Source organism: Bradyrhizobium sp. AZCC 2176 (assembly GCF_036924645.1).
GTDB lineage: Bacteria > Pseudomonadota > Alphaproteobacteria > Rhizobiales > Xanthobacteraceae > Bradyrhizobium.
This window is the reverse complement of sequence record NZ_JAZHRX010000001.1, coordinates 6,922,519-6,943,852: the sequence shown is the minus strand read 5'-3', so window position 1 is coordinate 6,943,852 and position 21,334 is coordinate 6,922,519. Positions and strand designations below refer to the sequence as shown.

General features: G+C 62.3%; 19 protein-coding genes and 2 tRNA genes. 14 read left to right on the top strand and 7 right to left on the bottom strand.

Annotated elements, in window-relative coordinates; genetic code table 11:
- Positions 1 to 14 precede the first annotated feature (14 nt).
- Together V1288_RS33035 and V1288_RS33030 are read right to left on the bottom strand one after the other, a co-directional pair.
- A complete protein-coding gene (locus tag V1288_RS33035) occupies positions 15 to 770 on the bottom strand; it encodes a hypothetical protein (RefSeq protein WP_334360974.1) in 756 nt (251 codons plus the stop codon).
- A gap of 195 nt (positions 771 to 965) precedes the next feature.
- Positions 966 to 2,603, bottom strand: a complete 1,638-nt coding sequence (locus V1288_RS33030; RefSeq protein ID WP_334360973.1) for an alkaline phosphatase family protein — start codon at positions 2,601 to 2,603, stop codon at positions 966 to 968.
- Positions 2,604 to 2,850: 247 nt separating this feature from the next.
- Here V1288_RS33030 and V1288_RS33025 point away from each other — a divergent pair, with 247 nt between their 5' ends.
- Positions 2,851 to 3,294, top strand: coding sequence for a hypothetical protein (locus V1288_RS33025; protein WP_334360972.1), 444 nt, complete (start codon positions 2,851 to 2,853; stop codon positions 3,292 to 3,294).
- A gap of 32 nt (positions 3,295 to 3,326) precedes the next feature.
- A complete protein-coding gene (locus tag V1288_RS33020) occupies positions 3,327 to 3,716 on the top strand; it encodes a hypothetical protein (protein WP_334360971.1) in 390 nt (129 codons plus the stop codon).
- A gap of 67 nt (positions 3,717 to 3,783) precedes the next feature.
- On the opposite strand, the gene V1288_RS33015 is transcribed toward V1288_RS33020, so the two are convergent.
- On the bottom strand, positions 3,784 to 4,611 hold the full coding sequence (locus tag V1288_RS33015; RefSeq protein WP_334360970.1) for a TrmH family RNA methyltransferase: 828 nt from the start codon (positions 4,609 to 4,611) through the stop codon (positions 3,784 to 3,786).
- A 205-nt stretch (positions 4,612 to 4,816) separates the two neighbouring features.
- On the opposite strand from V1288_RS33015, the gene V1288_RS33010 reads away from it, so the two are divergent.
- Positions 4,817 to 4,902, top strand: a tRNA-Tyr gene (locus V1288_RS33010).
- A 122-nt stretch (positions 4,903 to 5,024) separates the two neighbouring features.
- Here V1288_RS33010 and V1288_RS33005 read toward each other — a convergent pair.
- Together V1288_RS33005 and V1288_RS33000 are read right to left on the bottom strand one after the other, a co-directional pair.
- Complete coding sequence (locus tag V1288_RS33005; protein WP_334360969.1) at positions 5,025 to 6,242, bottom strand: ABC transporter substrate-binding protein; 1,218 nt, start codon at positions 6,240 to 6,242, stop codon at positions 5,025 to 5,027.
- A gap of 291 nt (positions 6,243 to 6,533) precedes the next feature.
- Positions 6,534 to 6,929 carry a YciI family protein gene (locus V1288_RS33000; protein WP_334361464.1) on the bottom strand — a complete coding sequence of 132 codons (396 nt, stop codon included), beginning with the start codon at positions 6,927 to 6,929 and terminating at the stop codon, positions 6,534 to 6,536.
- Between the two features lie 334 nt (positions 6,930 to 7,263).
- On the opposite strand from V1288_RS33000, the gene V1288_RS32995 reads away from it, so the two are divergent.
- From V1288_RS32995 to V1288_RS32970, 6 genes are all read left to right on the top strand, one after another.
- On the top strand, positions 7,264 to 7,464 hold the full coding sequence (locus tag V1288_RS32995) for a hypothetical protein (protein WP_334360968.1): 201 nt from the start codon (positions 7,264 to 7,266) through the stop codon (positions 7,462 to 7,464).
- Positions 7,465 to 7,787: 323 nt separating this feature from the next.
- Positions 7,788 to 7,861, top strand: a tRNA-Gly gene (locus V1288_RS32990).
- 197 nt (positions 7,862 to 8,058) lie between these two features.
- A complete protein-coding gene (locus tag V1288_RS32985; RefSeq protein ID WP_334360967.1) occupies positions 8,059 to 9,252 on the top strand; it encodes a M20/M25/M40 family metallo-hydrolase in 1,194 nt (397 codons plus the stop codon).
- A 461-nt stretch (positions 9,253 to 9,713) separates the two neighbouring features.
- Positions 9,714 to 12,053, top strand: coding sequence for an ABC transporter substrate-binding protein (locus V1288_RS32980; protein ID WP_334360966.1), 2,340 nt, complete (start codon positions 9,714 to 9,716; stop codon positions 12,051 to 12,053).
- Between the two features lie 288 nt (positions 12,054 to 12,341).
- Positions 12,342 to 13,568 carry a CaiB/BaiF CoA transferase family protein gene (locus V1288_RS32975; protein ID WP_334360965.1) on the top strand — a complete coding sequence of 409 codons (1,227 nt, stop codon included), beginning with the start codon at positions 12,342 to 12,344 and terminating at the stop codon, positions 13,566 to 13,568.
- Positions 13,569 to 13,661: 93 nt separating this feature from the next.
- On the top strand, positions 13,662 to 13,796 hold the full coding sequence (locus V1288_RS32970; protein WP_334360964.1) for a hypothetical protein: 135 nt from the start codon (positions 13,662 to 13,664) through the stop codon (positions 13,794 to 13,796).
- 767 nt (positions 13,797 to 14,563) lie between these two features.
- Here the strand turns inward: V1288_RS32970 and V1288_RS32965 are convergent.
- Positions 14,564 to 15,256 carry a TetR/AcrR family transcriptional regulator gene (locus V1288_RS32965; RefSeq protein WP_334360963.1) on the bottom strand — a complete coding sequence of 231 codons (693 nt, stop codon included), beginning with the start codon at positions 15,254 to 15,256 and terminating at the stop codon, positions 14,564 to 14,566.
- A 279-nt stretch (positions 15,257 to 15,535) separates the two neighbouring features.
- Between V1288_RS32965 and V1288_RS32960 the strand changes: the two genes are divergently transcribed.
- The 3 genes from V1288_RS32960 to V1288_RS32950 all read left to right on the top strand — a co-directional run bounded on the left by V1288_RS32960 (position 15,536) and on the right by V1288_RS32950 (position 18,819).
- A complete protein-coding gene (locus V1288_RS32960) occupies positions 15,536 to 16,768 on the top strand; it encodes an acyl-CoA dehydrogenase family protein (RefSeq protein ID WP_334360962.1) in 1,233 nt (410 codons plus the stop codon).
- 62 nt (positions 16,769 to 16,830) lie between these two features.
- Positions 16,831 to 17,889: a phosphotransferase family protein gene (locus V1288_RS32955; RefSeq protein WP_334360961.1), complete on the top strand. Its 1,059-nt coding sequence runs from the start codon at positions 16,831 to 16,833 to the stop codon at positions 17,887 to 17,889.
- Between the two features lie 18 nt (positions 17,890 to 17,907).
- Positions 17,908 to 18,819, top strand: a complete 912-nt coding sequence (locus V1288_RS32950; RefSeq protein ID WP_334360960.1) for a DMT family transporter — start codon at positions 17,908 to 17,910, stop codon at positions 18,817 to 18,819.
- 17 nt (positions 18,820 to 18,836) lie between these two features.
- Here the strand turns inward: V1288_RS32950 and V1288_RS32945 are convergent, their stop codons facing one another.
- Positions 18,837 to 19,622, bottom strand: coding sequence for an SDR family NAD(P)-dependent oxidoreductase (locus tag V1288_RS32945; protein WP_334360959.1), 786 nt, complete (start codon positions 19,620 to 19,622; stop codon positions 18,837 to 18,839).
- Between the two features lie 139 nt (positions 19,623 to 19,761).
- Here V1288_RS32945 and V1288_RS32940 point away from each other — a divergent pair, with 139 nt between their 5' ends.
- Together V1288_RS32940 and V1288_RS32935 are read left to right on the top strand one after the other, a co-directional pair.
- A complete protein-coding gene (locus V1288_RS32940) occupies positions 19,762 to 20,472 on the top strand; it encodes a histidine phosphatase family protein (protein WP_334360958.1) in 711 nt (236 codons plus the stop codon).
- Positions 20,473 to 20,561: 89 nt separating this feature from the next.
- Positions 20,562 to 21,329 carry an SDR family NAD(P)-dependent oxidoreductase gene (locus V1288_RS32935; RefSeq protein WP_334360957.1) on the top strand — a complete coding sequence of 256 codons (768 nt, stop codon included), beginning with the start codon at positions 20,562 to 20,564 and terminating at the stop codon, positions 21,327 to 21,329.
- The last annotated feature ends 5 nt before the right edge of the window (positions 21,330 to 21,334 follow it).

Sequence of the window (21,334 nt, the reverse complement as noted above, 5' to 3'; positions counted from 1 at the left end):
GACAGCCACCTGAACTACTGGCGTACCGCTGCGGTGCTTGCCATGCCAGGTCTCGCCGCGCTTGCCGCTCGAGGCTGCCGCGGTTTCTGCGTTCCCGAAGCTGGTGCAGATCGGCCGAAGACGACGGCGTCGATCTCGCTGATCACCTTCCGCTGCATGATCTGGTTCTTTTCGATGGACATGTGCCCGACGCCAGGCACGTCCTGCACATTCACATTCTCGAGCTTGCCCTGGAATTGTCCGGTTTTCACGACCGCCGTGCCGGCGCCGTTGGCGATGTAAAAGTTTATATAGCGTCCCACGCGCCCCGAGAGGCTGGTGCGAAACACCGAATCCAGGCCAATTGCCAGCTTCACGGGAGCGCCGAGCTGATCAAGCTTGGCGACCATATCGGGCAGCGCGGTCGCGCCCGAGGAATGCCCGACCAGAATGATGGTCTTGATCCTGCCACTCTTGTATCCGGCGGCGGCTTCGTCGGCGAGCGACGACCAGGAGGCGAAGTTCGCGACAGTGACCGGGATGCCCTGCGCCCGCAGTTGTGCCGCAATGTCATCGAGACCCAGGGAAAAGATATTGAGCACGCCGCGGAGCAGATAGACATGAGCAGTCGAAGCTGCCGACGCGGAATTCGGCATTGCCAGCGCGGCGTTTGCGCCGATTGGCAGGAGCAACAAGACTGCGATCGCTATCGTTTGCAGTCGACGCCGCAATGCCCGGCGGACAAAGGATGGCCAGCCGTCAAATCCAGCGTCGCCGCGATATGGCTTCATGGCTCTCCTCGAAGGGCTCGGAAGTGTTTCCGGGCGACCGTAGCGTCCGCGTGCTCGGAACTGCAACAAGGGCGGGGCGAGCAGCCGCAATTTGTCGGCACGACGTGTCTCCGCCGCAACACCAGGTTCCAGGCTGCTCAATGGTTTTCGCTACGTGCCCGGAGCAGAACGCGATTCACGCGTGCGAATCGGCTCTCAAGGCTTCATCCCCATCTTCTCCCTGATGGCGCCGAGCTCGGCTTCGTCCCAGATGCCGATCAGGACGCCGTTCTTGACCTGCAATTGCTGGGCCGCATACGCCGCGATCTTCGCATTCGGCGTAGTGATGTGCATTTTCGGATGCAGCGCCCAGTCGAACAGCTCCGATTGCAGCCGCGCCACGATCTCGGCGCAGGCGGGGTCGGCGCCGCGGTCGGTCAATTCCTGCGGATCGGCTTCGAGGTCGTAGAGCATCGGCCGGAAGCCGGAGGCGTGAATGAACTTCCAGCGGCCGTCGAACACCATGAACAGGCGGCAGCGCTCGATTGGCTGGTTCAGCATCACGCGGACGTCCTGCATGGCGTAGTCGTATTCGGAGAACACTGCCTTGCGCCAATCAGCCGGCTGTTTGCCATGCAAGAGCGGCAGCAGCGAACGTCCTTCCAGAATGTGGTCCGGCGGATTGCCGCCGAAATAATCGAGGAAGGTCGGCGCCAGGTCGATCGCTTCGACCAGTGCATCGCTCACCGTGCCGCGCGTATTGTCGGCAGCAGAGGAGGGATCGATCACGATCAGTGGAATCTTGGCCGATTGCTCGTGGAACAGATCCTTCTCGCCCATCCAGTGGTCGCCGAGATAGTCGCCATGGTCCGAGGTGAACACGATCATGGTGGTGTCGAGCAGGCCGCGCGCTTCGAGGAATTGCATCAGGACGCCCATCTGGTCGTCGATCTGCTTGATCAGGCCCATATAGGTCGGGATGACCTTTTCGCGCGCTTCGTTGCGCGACATGTTGCGGGAGTAGCGCATGTCCATATAGGCGGCGAACACCGGATGCGCGTTGGCGCGTTCCTCTTGCGAGCGGATCACCGGCTGCACGTCCTCAGGCCCGTACATGCTGGCGTAGGGCTCCGGCGCGATATAGGGCCAGTGCGGCTTGATGTAGGACAGATGCAGGCACCATGGCCTTCCGTCGTCCTCGGCCTCGGTAATGAAATCCATCGCGCGCCGCGTCATGTAGGGCGTCTCGGAATGTTCGTGCGGCACGCGCGCCGCCTTGTCGGCATGCACCAATAGCCAGCCGTTCTGCACGCTCCCATCCTCGGCCGCGCCGGAATTGGCCCAGTGCTCCCACGGATTGGGCGCGTCATAGCCGTGCTGGCGCAAATAACTGTCGTAGGCTGGGCGCGGCCGTCCCGTCGGATGCAGGCCGTCGTCGCGCTCATAGGGCTCGAACCCGCATTCCGACACATGCACGCCGATGATCGAGTCCTGGGGGATGCCGAGATTCTTCAGCCCTTCGAGGTCGGGCGCCATATGCGTCTTGCCGACCAGCACGTTGCGGACGCCAATCTTCTTTAAGTGATCGCCAAGCGTAGGTTCGCCGACGCGCAACGGCCAGCCGTTCCAGTGCGAGCCGTGCGAGCGCATATAGCGGCCGGTATAGAACGACATCCGCGACGGCCCGCAGATCGGCGACTGCACATAGGCGTTCGAAAACAGCACGCCGCGCTCGGCCATCGCGTCGATGTTCGGCGTCTTCAGGATCGCGTGCCCGGTGCAGCCGAGGTAGTCGTAGCGAAGCTGGTCGCACATGATCCAGAGCACGTTCTTCGCAGGCGTTTTGGTCGTCATTTCAGGCATTTCGGCTGGCGTTAGGAGGAAGCGGGCGAGCGGCGGGATGGTGCGATATGTCAGCGCAAATGACAATCGATCAGGCGGCCGGGGTCGAGGCGTTAACGTTTGGATAGCGGCATTTCTCGCAATTGCGCGGCGATCCATGCTGGCGCGTTAGCCTTACCCGCAGTTTGGCCGGCCGCCTTAACCCTTGAAGCGGCGTGCTGGATTAAATTGGGACTCCAGGAAAATGGGATCCCGAGCGATGCGCGTTGCCTCGACACTGGCAATTTTGGCGGCGATGACGTCGACGGCTTTTGCCGGTGGTGGCTTCGAGATCGTGATCCCGGGCCGACCCGACGTACCCATCATCATTAACGGCGTCGACGCCTCCTATGCGGTGGTCGAGGGCGATTGGGGGCTGGGCAAGGGCACCCATGTCGAGCCGACCATCTACGGTGGCCGCTATGTCGATCCGGTGCCGCGCGTCGGTCATTACTATCCGAGCGCCGGCCGCATGCCCGGTTACGGGCGGCTGGAAATCGAGCCGGCGGCGAACCGCAGATTGCCGCAGCCGGCTGAGAGCTATCACGAGTCCTGGTCGGCGCAATCGGCGCCGCTGCCGGCGCAGTCCAACGTGCCCGTCAATCCGCCCGAGATCATCTACGCGCCGAACTATGACCGGCGCGGGCCGCACCTTCCACGTTAAGAAGACCAATTAAACACCGACAGGAGAGAGTAATGCGTCAGATATTTAAAGGATTGATAGCGGCAGTCGCCGTCATGGTTGCAGCGCCCGCGATGGCTTGCGGTTACACCCCTTGCGCCGAGCCGGTCTATGTTGCGCCGCTCGTGACCTATGGCTACGCCGGCTGTAGCCCCTGCGGCGGCTGGGTGCGCGAACGTCTGCCCGATCCGGAGCAGCAATATTACTGGGTCAACCAGGGCCCGACCTATACCGGTCCCGGCAACTGGGCGCCGCGTCCGGTCTATCGCGAAAGCTCGATCTCCGGCTACGGTTATGGCTACAACCGTCCGTATTACCGCGCGCACCGCTACTATCACCGCCACCACCACGGCTACGCGGCGCGCTACTACCACGGCCAGCGCGTACTGCGCCGCTACTACTGATCTGTCGATCAGTTGAAGGATTTCAGCGCCCGTTCGCATTGAGTTGCGAGCGGGCGTTATCATCCTTTCACTTCATCAAGCCCAATCGGCTGGCGCTGATATAGAGCGCCAGCACCGCGGCGTTGGAGACGTTCAGGCTCTTGATCTCGCCGGGCATGTCGAGCCGCGCCACCACGCGGCAGGTCTCGCGCGTCAATTGCCGCAGGCCCTTGCCTTCGGCCCCCAGCGCCAGCGCGAGCGGCTGCTGCAGCGTCACCGCGCCGAGGTCCTCGCTGCCCTCGCTGTCCAGCCCGACCGTCATGAAGCCGCGGTCGTTCAGTTCGGTCAGCGCGCGGGCGAGATTTTGCACCGTGACCAGCGGCACCAGCTCCAGCGCGCCGGAGGCGGATTTCGCCAGTACGCCGGTGGCCTCCGGGCTGTGCCGGGCGGTGGTGACGATCGCTTTCACCGCAAACGCTGCCGCCGAGCGCATGATCGCGCCGACATTGTGCGGGTCGGTGATCTGGTCGAGCACCAGCACGATGCCTTCCAGCGGCAGCGTATCGATGTCAGGCGAGGGCAGGGGCTCGGCTTCCGCCAATAGCCCCTGGTGCACGGCGTCGGGACCGAGCCGCTGGTCGATCGCGTTCGGGCGGACGATTTCGGGGGAAACGCGGGTGTCGATATTCTCATCCGCCAGCCGCCTTGCGGCGTTTTCGGTCAGAAACAGCTTTCGGATCTGCCGTTCCGGGTTGGCCAGGGCCGCCGAAACCGTGTGCCAGCCATAAAGAATCACCGGCCCGTCAGGGCTCGCGTCCCGGTCCCGGCGGCCCGGCGGACGGGCGAATTTCCGCCCTTTTTCGAAGGGTTTGCCGCCACCGCGGCGGAACGGTGATTTTCGGTCGCGATCGCTCATGGAGAGCTTGTGTCACGGGGGCCCGAATATGGCAATTTGGGTCGCTTGGGGGCGCATTTAGCGGCTTGCGTTGGTTGACTTTGCCATCCCGCTTCGCCCATAAACGCGCCGGCCGCAGCCGGTTCGAAAACGGGCTTTCGGCCTCAGCGTCATCCATGGTCCGGTCCTCCGCCACTCGGGCGGCCGGTTCCTGACGCTGGCGGACGGGGAAGTGTCCCGAGTGGCAAAGGGAGCTGACTGTAAATCAGCCGCCTCATGGCTTCGAAGGTTCGAGTCCTTCCTTCCCCACCACGCTTCGCCCTGACGGGCTACGCGTGGCGCAGCCACGCGAAGGCGTCAGGCCGAAGCGTGTCCGGCGTAGCTTGAGCGCAGCGAAAGCGTAGACGGACTGTTTTCGCTCAAGCGCGGGCCACCTACTTCTGCGCATTAGAGAAAGCCGTTTCGAGCACTTCGCCGATCGGCTGCCAGGTGCGGCCGTCGAATTGAATCAGCCGCAGGTGTTTGATCGGCCGAAAGTTCCAGGGGCCGGTGCTGATTTTGATCCCAGGCAACAGCATGGAGCCTTGGTAGTCCTTGAGGGCCGCTGCCTGCTTCATGACGTTCTCGCGAGACAGGTCGTCGCCGCATTGCTTGAGCACCTGGGCCAATGTCTCGGCAGCGGCGTAGCCGAAGACAGCGGCATTGTCGTCTTTGCCTCCGGCCCGATTATATTTCTCAATGAATGCCTGCCAGTCCCTGGTGGCCTGTTCGTCCTTCCAGGCCGGATCATTTGCATCCTTCAAGAAGGCGGCCGTGATAGCGCTCAAGGCGTTGTCCGGGCCGGCGGGCTGGGCCGTCGCGATCGATGACGCCATATGGTTCAAGATGAACACCGGATGCCAATTGAGATCCGCCGCTACGCGAACGACTTTCGCTGCGTTTGCAGGCACCCCTGCAAATACAAAAATTTCAGCTCCTGATCGCTTCAGGATCGATACGTGCGTGTCCAGATGCTCATCCGCGATATCGTAGGCGATGTCGACCCTGATCATCCGGGCGATGTCGCCGAGCCCGTCTTCCAACCCCTTGAACAATTCTCGGCCGAAATGATCGTTCTGCCAGAGAGCGACGATCCTTTTTCCGGGGTAGAACGCCTGTATGTAGTTGGCGTAGATGCGTCCCTCTTCGCGAATGGAGGGCTGCCAGCCCATGGTCCATGGAAACAGCGACGGATCGCTTAGATGATCGTCTCCGGAGGCGACAAAGAGCTGAGGAACTTGCCTTTCGTTCAAGTACGCGCGAACGGCAAAATTCCCCGGTGTTCCGAACGAACCGAACATCAAGAGGACATCGTCTTTCTCGACAAGGCCGCGCGTAACGTCCAGCGCGGTCGTCGGATCGGATCTGTCATCGTACGAGATGAAGCGCACCTTGCGGCCGTTGATCCCGCCGCGCTCGTTGATCAGCTCAAAATACGCCGCTTCGGCTTTTCCAATCGCCCCGAAGACCTGCAAACTGCCGCTATAGGGCATAACGTTGCCGATGCGAATTTCAGTGTCGGTCACGCCTGGATCGCGCACCCGCTCGGTGATCGCGCCCAACGAAGTCAGAGCCAACACAAGAGCAATCAGCGTTCGGACCCTGGTTTGCATCGGATGAACTCCGTTACAAAGAGTGCGGCCAGATTTCGAGACCTATGAGAGGCGAGCAGCCTGATCTAGATCGAACGCCGGGAAATTGACCGCAGCGTGATCGTCATTTTCTTTGACCGGAATGGGTGAGCCCGTGTTCCGGCCGGCTCATACCGAAGGCAGGGCGATAGCTGGCGGCAGGCCAGAGCAAGTTCCCGCACAACGCGATCCGACAAGCGTACGCCGTCGATCGGTTGTGTCAACGAATTCGCTTTTGTTCCCGTGGCGGCACGCCAGCCCTTGCACTCTCCCTCAGTCCTGACCGCCTTCTTGAGCCGTCTCCGGCAGGGATTCTCCGGGGAGATAGAGCCTGATCGGGCGGATCTCGTAGACGGCGGACGGATTGACGCGTCGCAGGTCGCGGGCAATGCTGATCGCTTCGTCCTCGTCGGCGCAATTCAACACATATAGACCCAGCAACTGCTCCTTGGTTTCGGCAAACGGCCCGTCGATGACCATTCCGGCGCCCGGTCCGCGCAAGGTGCGGGCTTCCGCCGTCGCGCCCAGCCGCGCCGCCGGCCCGAGCAACTTCTTCGCATTCAGCCGTTCATGCACCGCCCGCAGTTCGGTCATCAGGGCCGCGTCCTCCTCCGCCGTCCAGGAGGTAACCTCGGCTTCGACGTGATAGGCCAGCATGGCGTAGAGCATCGCTTTCTCCTTCATGTCGCGTTTTCGAGCGAAGTGGATACCGGTTCGCATAGCAATCAAGCTTGCGCAGATTGCGTAGACTTATCTGCGGTAGAAAACGCGTCAAAACAAGAATCTAGAGCTTCGGTTCTGATTCAATCAGAACCGATAATGCTCTAGGCGGGCCGGATTGGCTGCCTCCCGAGGACGTTTTGCCGTGGCCAGTCCCGACATTCCGGCGGCCCACGGAACATTCTGGAAACATGATATATCGGATTGCCCTTGAACGTGAGGTGGCGGGCTCTCGACTGATGAGCAGGACGCGAGCCAACGCACACCATTCAAGGAGACGGTCATGCGACGCCAGCCAGCCACGATCATCTGCGATGCCGCCAGATTGCGCGCGCCGCAGCCGGCGTCGTCGCAAGCGGGCGATTGGCACGACGTCACCGGCCATCACCGCTACTACGGCAGTTCGGCCATCAATGGCGGCGAGCGCATCGTTGAAGACCGCCGCGGCTCGCGTCCGCGCTCCGTCAATCGCTGTGGCTTTTGATACTTTCCAACAAATTTGATCGTTCCAACAAAAAAGGCGCGGCGGGATGGCTCCCGTCGCGCCCCATTGTTGTGCTCGCTGGTCCAGGGCTGAGAGCGCCCCGATGCCAGGCCAAAACGTCAGCCTAGCGGGCGATCCCAGCGAGGTGACAGCGCTTGGTATAAGACACTGGATCACCTCCTTTCATTGTTGATGGAGACATCAATATAGGCGGCGAATCGGCCCCTGTTAAGAGCCCCGGATCAGCCGATGGCCCCGCAGCATGTTTCCGGACCGTGGGGCGGGTTGAGGCCGCCTGCACGGCGTGTTAGGTCAACGCCAGCGCGGGTGTAGCTCAATGGTAGAGCAGCAGCCTTCCAAGCTGAATACGAGGGTTCGATTCCCTTCACCCGCTCCAGCCTTCGCTCGCGAAGCGAGAGAAGGCTGCCGCGCCGAAGCCGAGCCGGCGACGGCGGGCTTTGACCGCGAGCTACGGCTCGGCAAGCCAACCGCCCGTTTCATCCTGAGAGTCTGGCATGCCCCGAGGAGCCTTGCGAAGCAACGCGTCTCGAACGATGCTCACAAGCTCCGCAAGCCTCTATCCAAGGGATCGCCATGCCCGTCGACGTCAAAACCGCCACCGACCGCCTCATGCGCTTCCTCGCTGTCGAGGGAGTGACCGGAAAGGAGGCGGCGATAGGACGCGAGCTCAGCGCGGCGCTGCAGGAAAGTGGCGTGCCGGCGGCCGCGATCCGCCTCGACGACGCCAACACGCGCATTCCGGTGCCGACCGAGACCGGCAATCTCATTGTCGATCTGCCTGGCCGAGGCGCAATGCACAACCAGCCGCGGATCATGTTCATGACTCACATGGACACCGTGCCGCTGTGCGCCGGAGCGAAGCCGAAGCTAACGGGGCGCAAGATCGTCAATGAGGCGAAGACCGCGCTCGGCGGCGACAACCGCGCCGGCTGTGGCGTTCTCGTCACGCTGGCGGCCGAGCTTGCGAAGCAGAAGCTCGATCATCCACCGATCACGCTGTTGTTCTGCGTGCGCGAGGAGAGCGGGCTGTACGGCGCGCGCCATGTCAAGACCGCCGACCTCGGCTTGCCGGTCATGGCCTTCAACTACGACGGCGGCTCTGCCTCCAATGTCACGATCGGCGCCGTTGGCGCGGATCGTTGGCAGGTCGAGATTTTCGGCCGCGCCTCGCATGCTGGTGTCGCACCCGAGCGCGGGATCAGTTCGACCATGATTCTGGCGCTTGCGCTCGCCGATGTGAAGGCTGGTGGCTGGTTCGGCAAGGTGGTGAAGCGCAAGCGGCAGGGCACGAGCAATATCGGCCCCGTCACCGGCGGCGACGGCCGGCCGGCTGGGGACGCCACCAATGTTGTCACCGACTATGTGCATGTGCGCGGCGAAAGCCGCAGCCATGACAGCAAGTTCTTCAAGGAGATTACGAAGGCCTACAAGGCGGCGTTCGAGAAGGCCGCAAAGCGCGTGAAGAACAGCGATGGCAAGTCGGGCCGCGTCAAGTTCAAGGCTGAGACCGACTATTATCCGTTCCGCATGAAGGAGAGCCTGCCCGTGGTCAAACGCGCGGTCGCGGCAGTGTCCGGCATCGGCGCAACACCGACCATCCGCGCCGCGAATGGCGGGTTAGATGCAAACTGGATGGTCCGCCACGGCGTTCCGACGGTGACCTTCGGCGCGGGGCAGAACGAGCCGCACACGATCGACGAGTGGATCAATCTCGACGAGTACGACCGGGCGTGTGCTCTCGCAGTCCAACTCGCGACGATGCGATGAGCATCGCGGTTCAATTCAATCGCCCAAAAATTTGCGAAATATCGCAAGGTTCCTGAAAACATTGCGAAATTCCGGAGCCTTCCAAGCTGAATACGGGTTCGATTCCCTTCACCCTCCATCATTCAAAGTTTATTCAAGATATCCCTGATATCGTGTCGCAAGGCGATGCGCCGCAGGCATCTGCGGTCGCACAAGCGGACACGCGCTGATTGTGCGGTGGCGCGTTAGCGGCAATTCCGTGCATTTCTGAGGGCGGAAATACGCGGTTGCTAACCATGCCTTACGGAACGCCTGGACTCGCCACAAAATCAATCCGATTGAGACACAATGTCGGCGAGTACGGTTGAAACGTTGACCGTTCTCGTTACGCGCGCTTGGTAACGTTAGTAATTGCAAGGTTATGGGCATCACAGGGGGCTGCAATGCGGGCTACGATCGATCCTCGTCGGCGGATAGAGCAATTGTCCCGGTCTGGGGCAGGAGAGGCCATCCGCCGGCTTTTCGCCGCGCCTCGGCGCAACGCGATGGCGGCGCTGGTGCTGGCAGGGATGGCCGGCTCGGCGATTAGCGATCGGGTGTACGCAGCGCCCCCGGCGAGCAACGAAATCCGGATTGGCAACACCGCGCCCTATACCGGTCCGGCCTCCGCCTACGGCGTTATCGCCAAGGTCATCGCGGCCTATCTGGACAAGATCAACGCCGAAGGTGGCATCAACGGCCGCAAGGTCAACATGATCACCTATGACGACGCCTACGAACCCACCAAAACAATGGCGATGACCCGCAAGCTGGTCGAGGAAGACAACGTTCTCCTCGCGTTGGGGACCATCGGCACCAACACGAACGCCGCGATCCAACCCTACTTGAACTCAAAAAAGGTTCCGCAACTTTTTGCCTTGTCGGGCGCGGCGGCCTGGGATCAGCCGCACGAGTTTCCCTGGACCATCGGCTTCTTGCCGACCTACACGGCTGAAGCGCAAATTTTTGCGCAGTATATCCTGGAGAACCATCCCCGCAGCAAGATCGCCGTCCTCTATCAGGAGGATGGGATGGGCAAGGAATACCTGAAGGGCCTGAAGGACGGCCTGGGTGGCAAGATAGCGATCGTGGCCGAGGCTCCATACAAGGTCACGGACACCAATATCGACGCGCAGATGGCCAAGCTCAAGGCCTCCGGCGCCGACATCTTTATCGAGTTCACCACGCCGAAATTCGCGATCATGGCGATCAAGCGAAGCGCCGAACTCGGCTGGAGGCCGAACCATTTCGTCGCCTCGATCGCCAATTCCTACTCGGCCGTGATTCAGCCGGCGGGCGCGCAAAATGCGGAAGGCCTGCTGTCGGCGGCATACCGGCTCGAAGGCGAAGACGCGGCGGCGGCCGGCGACGCGGTGTTCCGCGAATGGAGCGCCTTCATGCAGCGCTATGTCCCGAGCGTGAGCAAGACCAACGGCCAGGCCGTCCTCGGCTATCTGGTCGGCAAGTTGACGGTCGAGGTCTTGAAGAACTGCGGCGACGACCTCTCGCGCGAAAACATCATGAAGCAGGCCCGCCTGCTCAAGGGTATCCAGCTTCCCATGATGGTGCAGGGCATCCAGATCAACACCAGCCCGTCCGACCATGCGCCAATCGAGCAGATGCGAATGATGCGCTTCACCAACGGCCAGTGGCAGCACTTCGGCCCGGTGCGAAGCGGCGTCGATGCGGGCGCCGTCAGCGAGTCCTTCAAGACCATCTTCAAGTACGGCACCGCCACCAAGCGCGATCTGGCCAACCAGCTCAACGCCAATACCGTGAGCCTGATGACCGGCTCGTTCGGCTCGACCTACGCCCAGGTCGGCGCCGATCTCGCCTCCGTGCTCGACAATGGCACGGCGCTGCGGATCCTGCCGGTGATGGGCCGTGGATCGGTGCAGGCGGTGGCGGATATTCTGCTGCTGCGTGGCGTCGACGCCGGCATCGTGCGCAAGGACACGCTCGCCTATCTCGACCGCAAGGATTTTGCCAAGGACATCCGCAACCAGTTCGTCTATGTGGCCAAGATGTTCAACGAGGAAATGCACGTCCTGGCGCCGAAGACGATCACCAGCATGCGGGACCTCGACGGCAAGACCGTGGTGGTCGATTTGCCCGACAGCTCGACCTTCGTGACGGCGATCAACGTGTTCGACCGGCTCGGGATCCGGCCGCATCTGATCTATCAGGAGCCGCGGCTGGCGGTGGACATGCTGCGCAAGGGTGAGGTCGACGCGATCGTGGCGATCGAAGGCAAGCCGTTGCAATGGCTGAACCAGATCAACGACCGCAACCTGCATCTGGTGCCGGTCGACTACGCCAAGCCGCTGCAGGAGGAGTATCTGCCATCGAAGCTTTCGTCGGCGGACTACCCGAACCTGGTCGCGGAAGGCGGCTCGGTGGAGACGGTTGCGGCGGAGGCGGTGCTGGCGTCGTATAACTGGGCGCCGAACAGCGACCGCTATCGCCGCCTCTCGCTTCTGGTGGACACCATGTTCGACAAGGTGGCGCAGTTGCAGCGGCCGCCGTTCCATCCGAAATGGAAGGAAATGGCGCCACGAGCAACGGTGTCCGGCTGGACCCGCTTCAAGGCGGCGCAGGAATGGCTCGACCGCAACATGCCTCCGCCGCCGGGCTCGGCCGTGTCAGCAGCATCGGGCGCCGTCCTGCCTGCTGCCCCGGTGGCCGCGCCGTCCACAGCCCTTGCCCCGCAGGATCGCGATCCCCTGTATCGTGAATTCCTGGAATGGCGCGCCAGCCGCGCCAAGGCCAGCACCAACCGGTAAATCAAGGCAGCCGGTAACACGGTTTGCAATGGGACGGCCCGCTTCGGCGGGCCGTCGTTCTTTTGGGATGTCTGGGCTGTTCCTCTTGCTGGAATTGGCGCGTCCGCTTCCCTTCCAATCCCCCTGAACCTTCCGGGCGTCCGGCCACCTGCGCGCAAAGCGGGCGTCGAACGGATGGCGTCATGCCGGTAATGCAGGGCTAAGCCGCATAAAATAGTGTATCGGCAAGCATCAAAGCGCCCGGGCACGTTCCCCGCGCCACCACGCCAAAAAATTCGGAGGAAGTTCATGTCGGCTCTGCCACTTTCGGGCATCAAAATTCTCGACCTGACGCGGGTGCTCGCGGGTCCCTTGTCGGCGCAGATGCTGGCCGATCTCGGCGCCGAGGTGATCAAGATTGAACGTCCCGGCGGCGGCGACGACGCGCGCGCCTTCGGCCCGCCTTACCTGAAAGACCCCGAGGGCAAGGCGAACAACAACAACTCGTTCTATCTGTGCGCCAACCGCAACAAGAAATCGGTCACCGTCAATATCGCGACGCCGGAGGGGCAGGACATCGTCCGTGATCTGGCAAAATCCTGCGACGTGATGATGGAGAACTACAAGGTCGGCGATCTCAAGCGCTATCGGCTTGATTACGAATCGATCAAGGCGATCAATCCCGGCATTATCTATTGCTCGGTGACCGGCTTCGGCCAGACCGGGCCATACGCGCCGCGCGCCGGTTACGATGCCATCCTGCAGGCGATGGGCGGCTTGATGAGCGTGACCGGCCATCTCGACGGCGAGCCCGGCGCGGGACCGATGAAGGTCGGCCCCTCCATCGTCGACTACATGACCGGCATGAACTCCTCGATCGGCATTCTGGCCGCGCTCTATCACCGCAAGGCGAACGGCGGGGAGGGGCAGCATGTCGACGTCTGCCTGTTCGACACTGTGATCGCCTCGCTGTCACACTACGCGCAGATCTTTCTCGTCAACGGCCAGACCCCGCCGCGTCGCGGCACCTGGGGCAATGGCGGCATGCCGGCTGGCGTGTTCCGCTGCACCGATGGCGAACTGATGCTGGTGGTCGGCAATGACGGCCAGTTCCAGCGCACCTGCGCCGTGCTCGGCGCGTCCGAACTCGCGACCGATCCGCGCTTCGTCAAGAACAACGACCGCGTCGTCCACGGCAGGGAGATCATGGCGATTTTTGCAGGATTGTTCTTGAAGAAGCCCGTCGCCTATTGGCTGGAAGAGCTGGAGAAGGCCGGCGTTCCCTCGGGTCCGATCAATGATTTTTCGCAGGTGTTCAACGATCCCCACGTGCAGTCGCGCGGCATGCGGGTCAAGGTCGAGCACCCCCTCGAGCCCGATCTGTCGCTGATCCGCAATGCCATCACCTTCTCCGGCACGCCGGTGAAGGAATATCGCGCGCCGCCGCTGCTCGGCGCGGATACCAAGGACGTGCTGGCGACGATCGGCTACGACGAGGCCAAGGTGGAAGCGCTGAAGGTGCGGAAGATCGTCTGATCTCGACATCGACACTTCCATCTTAATCGAAGCATGCTGGCTTCGGATTGCGCTATCCTGCCCCCTCGATCAGTTCGTTCGAGAGGTGTCACGATGAAGCGGGAAGTCATTCGCGTCGAGCCGATGTCGTCCTGGCTTGCCAACCGGAACGCGCCGGTCTCGCCGGTGACGCGCGGCCGCTTCGAAGTGGTGGGTGAAAAGTTCGGTCTCCGAGTAACCGCAATATGAATGAACGCGTGCTCTACTTGTCATTCCGGGGCGCGCGTAGCGCGAGCCCGGAATCCATTTCACCGCAGAACGCGCTGCCTGATGGATTCCGGGCTCGCGCTACGCGCGCCCCGGAATGACGGCGGCAAACCGCGACAAAACCACTTGTCGGGCAAATCAGTCAAAACCTGTCCAGCCCTCTTGGCAAAAATATTCCGCTTTCGTTCTCACCCAAATCACCTGCATAACTCCGCCCGTCTCACCCGATTGAGGGGCGCTCGCGATCGTCACGAACGTGCGGTGAGATGCGATGGACGCAGATGGCGCGCTAGACGTACGCGCCGGAGGCGTACGGCGAAGTCGTGTGGTCTGGACGCCGCGGTGCTGGCGTTAAGTTGCGCGGAAGCAAAAGAGCCGTTCACCAGGGAGAGCACGAAGTAAGCCGTAAAGCCATTGCGCAGGGAAGGCCGGAATGCTCCCGCTGCCCTGTATGCTCGTGTGCAGTTTTGTTTGCGCAAATCGCACGCGAGACCGCGGGTGCAGCAAGCACCCGGTCTTCCCTGCGCCCTCTATTTCGAAGAGGGACAAAGTTAGATGCACACCTCGGGCGATCAGCGTCGCGAGAAGGCGAAACTGTATCCACGTCATTGCGAGCGCAGCGAAGCAATCCATTGTCACCGCATGCACCGAAAGATGGATTGCTTCGCTGCGCTCGCAATGACGCGGAGAGAGCGGCGTGACCCGCTGGCTCATGCGGGCTACAAGAATTCTGCCCGTTGCCGTCTGGCTCAGAGATCCTGCCGCGTCAGCCTTCCATGTGGCACCGCCGATCGGGCAGGCGCCTTCTTCGCCGGCGCCTCGCCACCCGTCAGCGCCATCACCGAGACAGAGACCACGCGATCGACGATGGCGTCCACGTCATTGAGGTCGCATTGCCCTTCCGACAACTTCATCAGCCGCTCTTTTTCCCGGATGGTGTGATGCGACATCGCCAGCGCGAAGTGCAGGCCCCAATACAGATCGGCGTCGTCGCGGCCGGGCATCGCGCGGCGCATCGCGGCGATGAATTTCCGCAGATGGTCGACCTCGCGGTTCTTGATGCGCCGGATCGGCGGCACCGATTCAATGGACGCGCGGATCATGAAGCGTGCCGCCGTCGAGCCATCGCGGTCGGGGCCGAGGCAGCCGCGCAGGGTAGGGCCCACCAGCGCGTGCAAAATGGCGTCGATCGGCGCGCGGCCGCCGCCCTTTTCCTCCGCAAGTTTCAACTCGTTGAGCCGCTCGCGGTTGGTGGCGAGGCTGCGGGTGACGAACAGTTCCGCGATCAGCTCGTCCTTGGAACCGAAATGATAATTCACCGCGGCGAGGTTGACGTTCGCTTCCGCGACGATGTCGCGCAGCGTCACGTCGCCAAAACCGCGATCGGCGTACAGCCGTTCGGCGGCGGCAAGGATGGCAGACCTGGTCCGATCGCTCGACATGGCTACAGCCTCTTTCCGTCATCCGGCGCGCGACGAGGCGCAAATCTCAGGTGCACAATCGCGCATCTCGCGCCCAACTTCTGGATTCCGGGTTCGACGCCCCGGAATGACAGGCGGGGAGGAGTTGCAATTCAAACAATTGTATGAAACTATCGTTTGAAGGACCGGAAATGTCAATCGGTCGCCTCATCGCGAAGCGCAAAATACCTTGCGGCGAATGGAAGGCGGGCGGACAGTGCGGCCCAACGAATTCAGAAGCCCAGAGCGGAGGAGCGCCCCATGAACTTCGATATGTCCGAAAAGCAAAAGGAATGGCTGAACCGCGTGCAGGCATTCATGAAGACGCATGTCCGTCCCGCGGTGCCGATCTACGAGCAGCAGGATGCGGAGGGCCCGCGCTGGAAGGTGATCCCGATCCTCGAGGAACTGAAGAAAAAGGCGAAGGCCGAAGGCCTCTGGAACATGTTCATGCCGCCGAACGCGCATGAAGACGACGAATTCCGCGGCGCGGGATTGACCAACCTCGAATATGCGCTGCTGTCGGAAGAAATGGGCCGCATCTCCTGGGCCTCGGAGGTGTTCAACTGCTCAGCACCCGATACTGGCAACATGGAAGTGTTCATCCGCTACGGCACCAAGGAGCAAAAGCGGAAGTGGCTGCGGCCGCTGATGGACGGCGAGATCCGCTCCGCCTTCCTGATGACCGAGCCGGCGGTTGCGTCATCGGACGCCACCAACATCGAAACGCGCATGGAGCGCGACGGTAATCACTACATCATCAACGGCCGCAAATGGTGGTCGTCGGGCGTCGGCGATCCCCGCTGCAAGATCGCGATCCTGATGGGCAAGACCGATCCGAAGGCGGCGAAGCACCAGCAGCAGTCGCAGATCCTGGTTCCGCTCGATACCCCCGGCATCAAGGTCGAGAAGATGCTGCCCGTGTTCGGCTTTGACGATGCGCCGCACGGCCATGCCCAGGTGCTGCTGGAAAACGTTCGGGTGCCGAAGGAAAACATCCTGCTCGGCGCAGGCCGCGGCTTCGAGATCGCACAGGGCCGTCTCGGCCCCGGCCGTATCCATCACTGCATGCGCACCATCGGCAAGGCCGAGGAGGCGCTGGAGAAGATGGTGAAGCGGCTGGCCTCGCGCACCGCGTTCGGCAAGAAGATCATCGAGCACTCGGTGTGGGAACAGCGCATTGGCGAAGCGCGCGCCGACATCGAGATGAATCGCTTGCTGTGCCTCAAGGCCGCCGACATGATGGACAAGGTCGGCAACAAGACTGCACAGGCCGAGATCGCGATGATCAAGGTCGCGGCCCCCAATATGGCACTGCGGATCATCGACAACGCCATCCAGGCTTACGGCGGCGGCGGTGTCTCCGACGATGCCGGCCTGGCGCGGGATTATGCGCACATCCGTACGCTCCGCCTGGCTGATGGTCCGGACGAGGTGCATAACCGCGCCATTGCCAGACTTGAACTTCGGAAGTATGCAAACGCTACGCACTAAAACGGGAGCGGGCTAGGATGGCGCTCCCCAAGGTTCAAGAAAAAATTTGAGGGAGCGTCATCGTGGCGGACGGCGTCAGGAAAGACGAAGAATTCTCGGGCACAAAGGAAGTTGAGGAGCGTCATCGTATCAACGAGGCGAGCCTGGACGGCTGGATGCGCGAGCATGTCGAAGGCTATCAGGGGCCGCTGACCGTCCTGCAGTTCAAGGGCGGTCAGTCCAACCCGACTTACAAGCTGGAGACGCCCGCTCGCTCCTATGTGATGCGCCGAAAACCGTTCGGCAAATTGCTGCCATCGGCGCATGCGGTCGACCGCGAGTTCCGCGTTATTGCAGCGCTCGGCAAGCAGGGCTTTCCGGTCGCAAAAGCCTATGCGCTGTGCACCGACGATGCCGTGATCGGCGCCGCCTTCTACGTCATGTCGATGGAAGAGGGGCGGGTGTTCTGGGACCCGACGCTGCCGAGCCAGACGCCGGACAACAGGCGCAAGATCTTCACCAGCAAGATCGAGACGCTGGCGAAGCTCCACGTCTTCAATCCGGAAACGATCGGGCTCGGCGATTTCGGCAAGCCCGGCAATTATTTCGCGCGCCAGATCGATCGCTGGACCAAGCAGTACCGCGCCTCCGAGACGCAGCACATTCCGGAATTCGAGAAGGTGGCCGAATGGCTGCCGCGCACCGTACCTGAACAGAAGCGCGTCTCGATCGTCCATGGCGACTACCGTCTCGACAACATGATTTTCCATGCGACGGAACCGCGCGTGCAGGCCGTGCTGGACTGGGAATTATCGACGCTCGGCGATCCCATGGCCGACTTCACTTATCTCCTGATGCAGTGGACCATGCCGGGTCTCGCCAATGCCGATATCAAGGCGTTGAACATTCCGAGCGTGGACGAGGCCGCACAGATCTATTGCGCCGTCACCGGCATGGAAGTGCCCGACCTCAACTGGTACTTCGCCTACAACATGTTCCGCCTCGCCGGCATCACCCAGGGTATCGCCGGACGTATCCGCGACGGCACCGCCGCCAATGCCAAGGCGCTGGAATCGGCGGCGCGCACGGTGCCGCTGTCGAAGTCTTCGTGGGAATACGCTCAGAAGGCCGGCGCGATCTAACCCGGGCCGTTAGTTTACTTGGCACTCTCTCCGAATATTCGCGGCAGCCTGCTCATGGCGGTATCCATGGCGGCGTTCACCACGAACGACTCCATCACCAAGGTGGTGTCGTCCGAGATGAACTTCGGCCAGGTGATGCTGGTGCGCGGGCTGTTCGCGATCCTGCTGGTCGCGGCGTTCGCGTGGCATCAGGGCGCGCTGCGTCCGCTGCGCACCCTGATGCTCAAACCGGTGGCGCTGCGGGTGTTCGGCGAAATCGGCGGTACGATCTCGTTCATGGCGGCGCTTGCGCATCTGCCGCTCGCCAACACCTCGGCGATCTTCCAGGCGTTGCCGCTGGCGATCACGCTCGGCGCCGCCGTGATATTCGGCGAGCCGGTCGGATGGCGGCGCTGGTCGGCGATCGTGGCCGGCTTCGTCGGCGTGCTCATCATCGTACGGCCGGGGCTTGCGGGCTTCAGCCAATATTCGCTGTTCGCGCTGGTGTCGGTCGCCTTCTGCGCGGTGCGCGATCTCGCAACCCGGCGGATACCCGCCAAGATCCCGTCGCTGTTCATCACGCTGCTCACCACGGTGACGGTGACGACCGCGGGCGGCGCCATCCTGGTTCCGCTCGGCGGCTGGACGCCGCCATCGACAGGCGCGCTTGGCCTGCAGGCGCTGGCCGCCGTGCTGCTGCTGATCGGTTACCAATGCATCATCACGGCGCTGCGTTCGGGCGATATCTCGGCGGTGGCGCCGTTCCGCTATTCCGCGCTGCTGTGGGCGATGCTGCTCGGCTATCTCATGTTCGGCGACGTGCCCGACGCGATGATGGTGCTGGGCGCATCCATCATCGTGCTGTCCGGCCTCTACGCCTTCTACCGCGAACGCATCCGCCACCGCGCGCTGGCAGCGGAATCATCCGGCCTGCCGCCCGACGGGTTGTAATCATGAAACGACGGCAATCAGACCGGCTTGCCGGTGTAGGGCATCGACGCGGTGAGGCCGCCGTCGACCGGGATCGCCTGGCCGTTGACGTAGGACGCGTCGTCGCTGGCCAGGAACAATCCCATCGCGGCGAGTTCATGCGGTTGGCCGGCGCGCTTCAAAGGATTGAGCTGGCCGATCTTGTCCTGGGTGCCGCGCTCCTTGGCGCGGTCGAACACCGGCTTGGTCATGCCGGTCTCGATCAGGCCCGGGCACACCGCATTGATGCGCACGCCGGTTCCGGACAGCGAGTAGGCGGTGGTCTGCACCAGGCTGATGACGCCGGCCTTGCTCGCGCCGTATGGATGTCCGCTTGCGCCTGCCTTCAGGCCGGCGACGGAGGCGGTGCAGACGATCGAGCCGGACTTCTGCTTGATCATATGCGGCATCGAATGCTTGATCGCGAGGAACGGACCGATCAGGTTGATGCGCAGGACTTCCTGCCAGTGCTCAACGGTCTGCTCGGCCAGCGGCACCAGCCCGCCGCTGACGCCGGCGTTGGCCCAGATCGCGTCAAGCCTGCCGTATTTCGCGACCGCCTTGTCGATGAAGGCCTTCACGTCGGCTTCCGAACCGGCATCCGCCATAACGGCCTCGACGGTACCGCCGGCATCGCTGACGAGCTTTGCGGTTTCCTTCACGCCCTCGGTGCGGTCGACGATGATGAGCTTCGCGCCCTCCCTGGAGAACAACACCGACGCGGCGCGTCCAATGCCGCTGCCTGCACCGGTGATGACGACGGATTTGCCTTCGAGGCGGCCCATGAGTTTCTCCCTGATAGTGTTATGCGTGTCGGCGTCTGCCGCCTTGCGGAATTCAAACAAGATTTCAAACGCCGAAGCACTTGAGACGATGAGTGCTCTGACGTACAGCGACAACGAACAGTATTGAAGGGCTTTGGCGATGTCCAATGTAGACAAACCGCGACTGATTACGACGCGATGGTGGTGGGTGCGCCATGCGCCGGTCCGCGAGGATCTTGGCTGCATTTACGGGCAGAAGGATCTCGGCTGCGACACCAGCGACCGCGTCGTGTTCGAGGCGGTCGGAAAAATCCTGCCGCGCAACGCTGTTTGGTATGCAAGCAATCTGAAGCGCACGCATCAGACCGCGAACGCGATCTGGGCAGCGGGCTTTCCCAAGCCTACAGAGATGCCACTCGTAAATGCGTTCGCCGAGCAGCATCTCGGGCAGTTGCAGGGCATGAATCGCGCGGCATTTTACGCGAGCCTGCCGGTCGGCAGACACTGGCTTACCGGGATCGATGAACCCGCGCCCGGCGGCGAGAGTTTCATGGACCTCTATAACCGCACATGCGGCGCGATCGAGCGTATCAATGCCGAGCAGGCGGGCAGGGACATCATCGTCGTCGCGCATGGCGGCACGATCAGGGCCGCCATCGGCCTTGCCCTGGGCGGTCAGCCAGGAAAGGGCCTCGACTTCGACATCGACAATTGTTCGGTGACGCGGCTCGATCATCTCTCAAGCGCCAATTACACTGGCTGGCGGCTGCCGATGGTCAACCAGCAGCCATGGATCGCGGACGCCTCGCACAACGCGATGCATCAACCGGCTGGGCCTGAGGTCGAGCCGCCGGCGACGAAACTCGCTTGAGCCTTGAGTTGTCGATGGCCGCAAAGGCTGCTTAGTTCGAATACAAGATGAAACCAGCATCGCGCTGGGCCAACATTGGGGAGAGAGATATGAGCTTGTTCGATATGACCGGGAAAGTCGCCGTCATCACCGGCTCCACGCGCGGCATCGGTCGCGCCATCGCCGAGCGCATGGCCGAACACGGCGCCAAGGTCGTGATCTCCTCGCGCAAGCAGGACGTCTGCGATCAGGTCACCAAGGAGATCAACGAAAAATTCGGCGAGGGTACGGCGGTTGCGATCGCCGCAAATATCTCGAGCAAGGAAAACCTGCAGAACCTCGTCGACGAATCCAACCGCGCCTTCGGCAAGATCGACGTGCTGGTCTGCAACGCGGCCTCCAATCCCTATTACGGTCCGCTCGGCGGCATCTCGGACGATCAGTTCCGGAAAATTCTCGACAACAACATCGTTGCCAACAACTGGCTGATCTCGATGGTCGTGCCGCAGATGATCGAGCGCAAGGACGGCTCGATCGTGATCGTGTCCTCGATCGGCGGCCTGAAGGGCTCAACCGTGCTCGGCGCCTACGCGATCTCGAAGGCCGCCGACATGCAACTCGCGCGCAACCTCGCCTGCGAGTACGGCAAGCACAATATCCGCGTGAACTGCATCGCGCCCGGCCTGATCAAGACCGATTTCGCGAAAGCGCTGTGGGATAATCCGGAGACGCTGAAGGCATCCACCGCGCGTTCGCCGCTGCTGCGCATCGGCGTGCCCGACGAGATCGCGGGCGCCGCGGTGCTGATGGGATCGAAGGCCGGTGACTTCATGACCGGCCAGACCATCGTGATCGACGGCGGGGCCACGATTAGTTGAGGCGT

What these genes read in the sequence shown, in the direction of transcription:
- V1288_RS32970 (WP_334360964.1), top strand. Translation starts at nt 13,662, where the DNA reads ATGAAGCGGGAAGTCATTCGCGTCGAGCCGATGTCGTCCTGGCTTGCC.
- V1288_RS33020 (WP_334360971.1), top strand. Translation starts at nt 3,327, where the DNA reads ATGCGTCAGATATTTAAAGGATTGATAGCGGCAGTCGCCGTCATGGTT.
- V1288_RS32940 (WP_334360958.1), top strand. Translation starts at nt 19,762, where the DNA reads ATGTCCAATGTAGACAAACCGCGACTGATTACGACGCGATGGTGGTGG.
- V1288_RS32945 (WP_334360959.1), bottom strand. Translation starts at nt 19,622, where the DNA reads ATGGGCCGCCTCGAAGGCAAATCCGTCGTCATCACCGGTGCAGGCAGC.
- V1288_RS32965 (WP_334360963.1), bottom strand. Translation starts at nt 15,256, where the DNA reads ATGTCGAGCGATCGGACCAGGTCTGCCATCCTTGCCGCCGCCGAACGG.
- V1288_RS32975 (WP_334360965.1), top strand. Translation starts at nt 12,342, where the DNA reads ATGTCGGCTCTGCCACTTTCGGGCATCAAAATTCTCGACCTGACGCGG.
- V1288_RS33035 (WP_334360974.1), bottom strand. Translation starts at nt 770, where the DNA reads ATGAAGCCATATCGCGGCGACGCTGGATTTGACGGCTGGCCATCCTTT.
- V1288_RS33015 (WP_334360970.1), bottom strand. Translation starts at nt 4,611, where the DNA reads ATGAGCGATCGCGACCGAAAATCACCGTTCCGCCGCGGTGGCGGCAAA.
- V1288_RS32985 (WP_334360967.1), top strand. Translation starts at nt 8,059, where the DNA reads ATGCCCGTCGACGTCAAAACCGCCACCGACCGCCTCATGCGCTTCCTC.
- V1288_RS33005 (WP_334360969.1), bottom strand. Translation starts at nt 6,242, where the DNA reads ATGCAAACCAGGGTCCGAACGCTGATTGCTCTTGTGTTGGCTCTGACT.
- V1288_RS33030 (WP_334360973.1), bottom strand. Translation starts at nt 2,603, where the DNA reads ATGACGACCAAAACGCCTGCGAAGAACGTGCTCTGGATCATGTGCGAC.
- V1288_RS32995 (WP_334360968.1), top strand. Translation starts at nt 7,264, where the DNA reads ATGCGACGCCAGCCAGCCACGATCATCTGCGATGCCGCCAGATTGCGC.
- V1288_RS32935 (WP_334360957.1), top strand. Translation starts at nt 20,562, where the DNA reads ATGAGCTTGTTCGATATGACCGGGAAAGTCGCCGTCATCACCGGCTCC.
- V1288_RS33025 (WP_334360972.1), top strand. Translation starts at nt 2,851, where the DNA reads ATGCGCGTTGCCTCGACACTGGCAATTTTGGCGGCGATGACGTCGACG.
- V1288_RS32960 (WP_334360962.1), top strand. Translation starts at nt 15,536, where the DNA reads ATGAACTTCGATATGTCCGAAAAGCAAAAGGAATGGCTGAACCGCGTG.
- V1288_RS33000 (WP_334361464.1), bottom strand. Translation starts at nt 6,929, where the DNA reads ATGCTCTACGCCATGCTGGCCTATCACGTCGAAGCCGAGGTTACCTCC.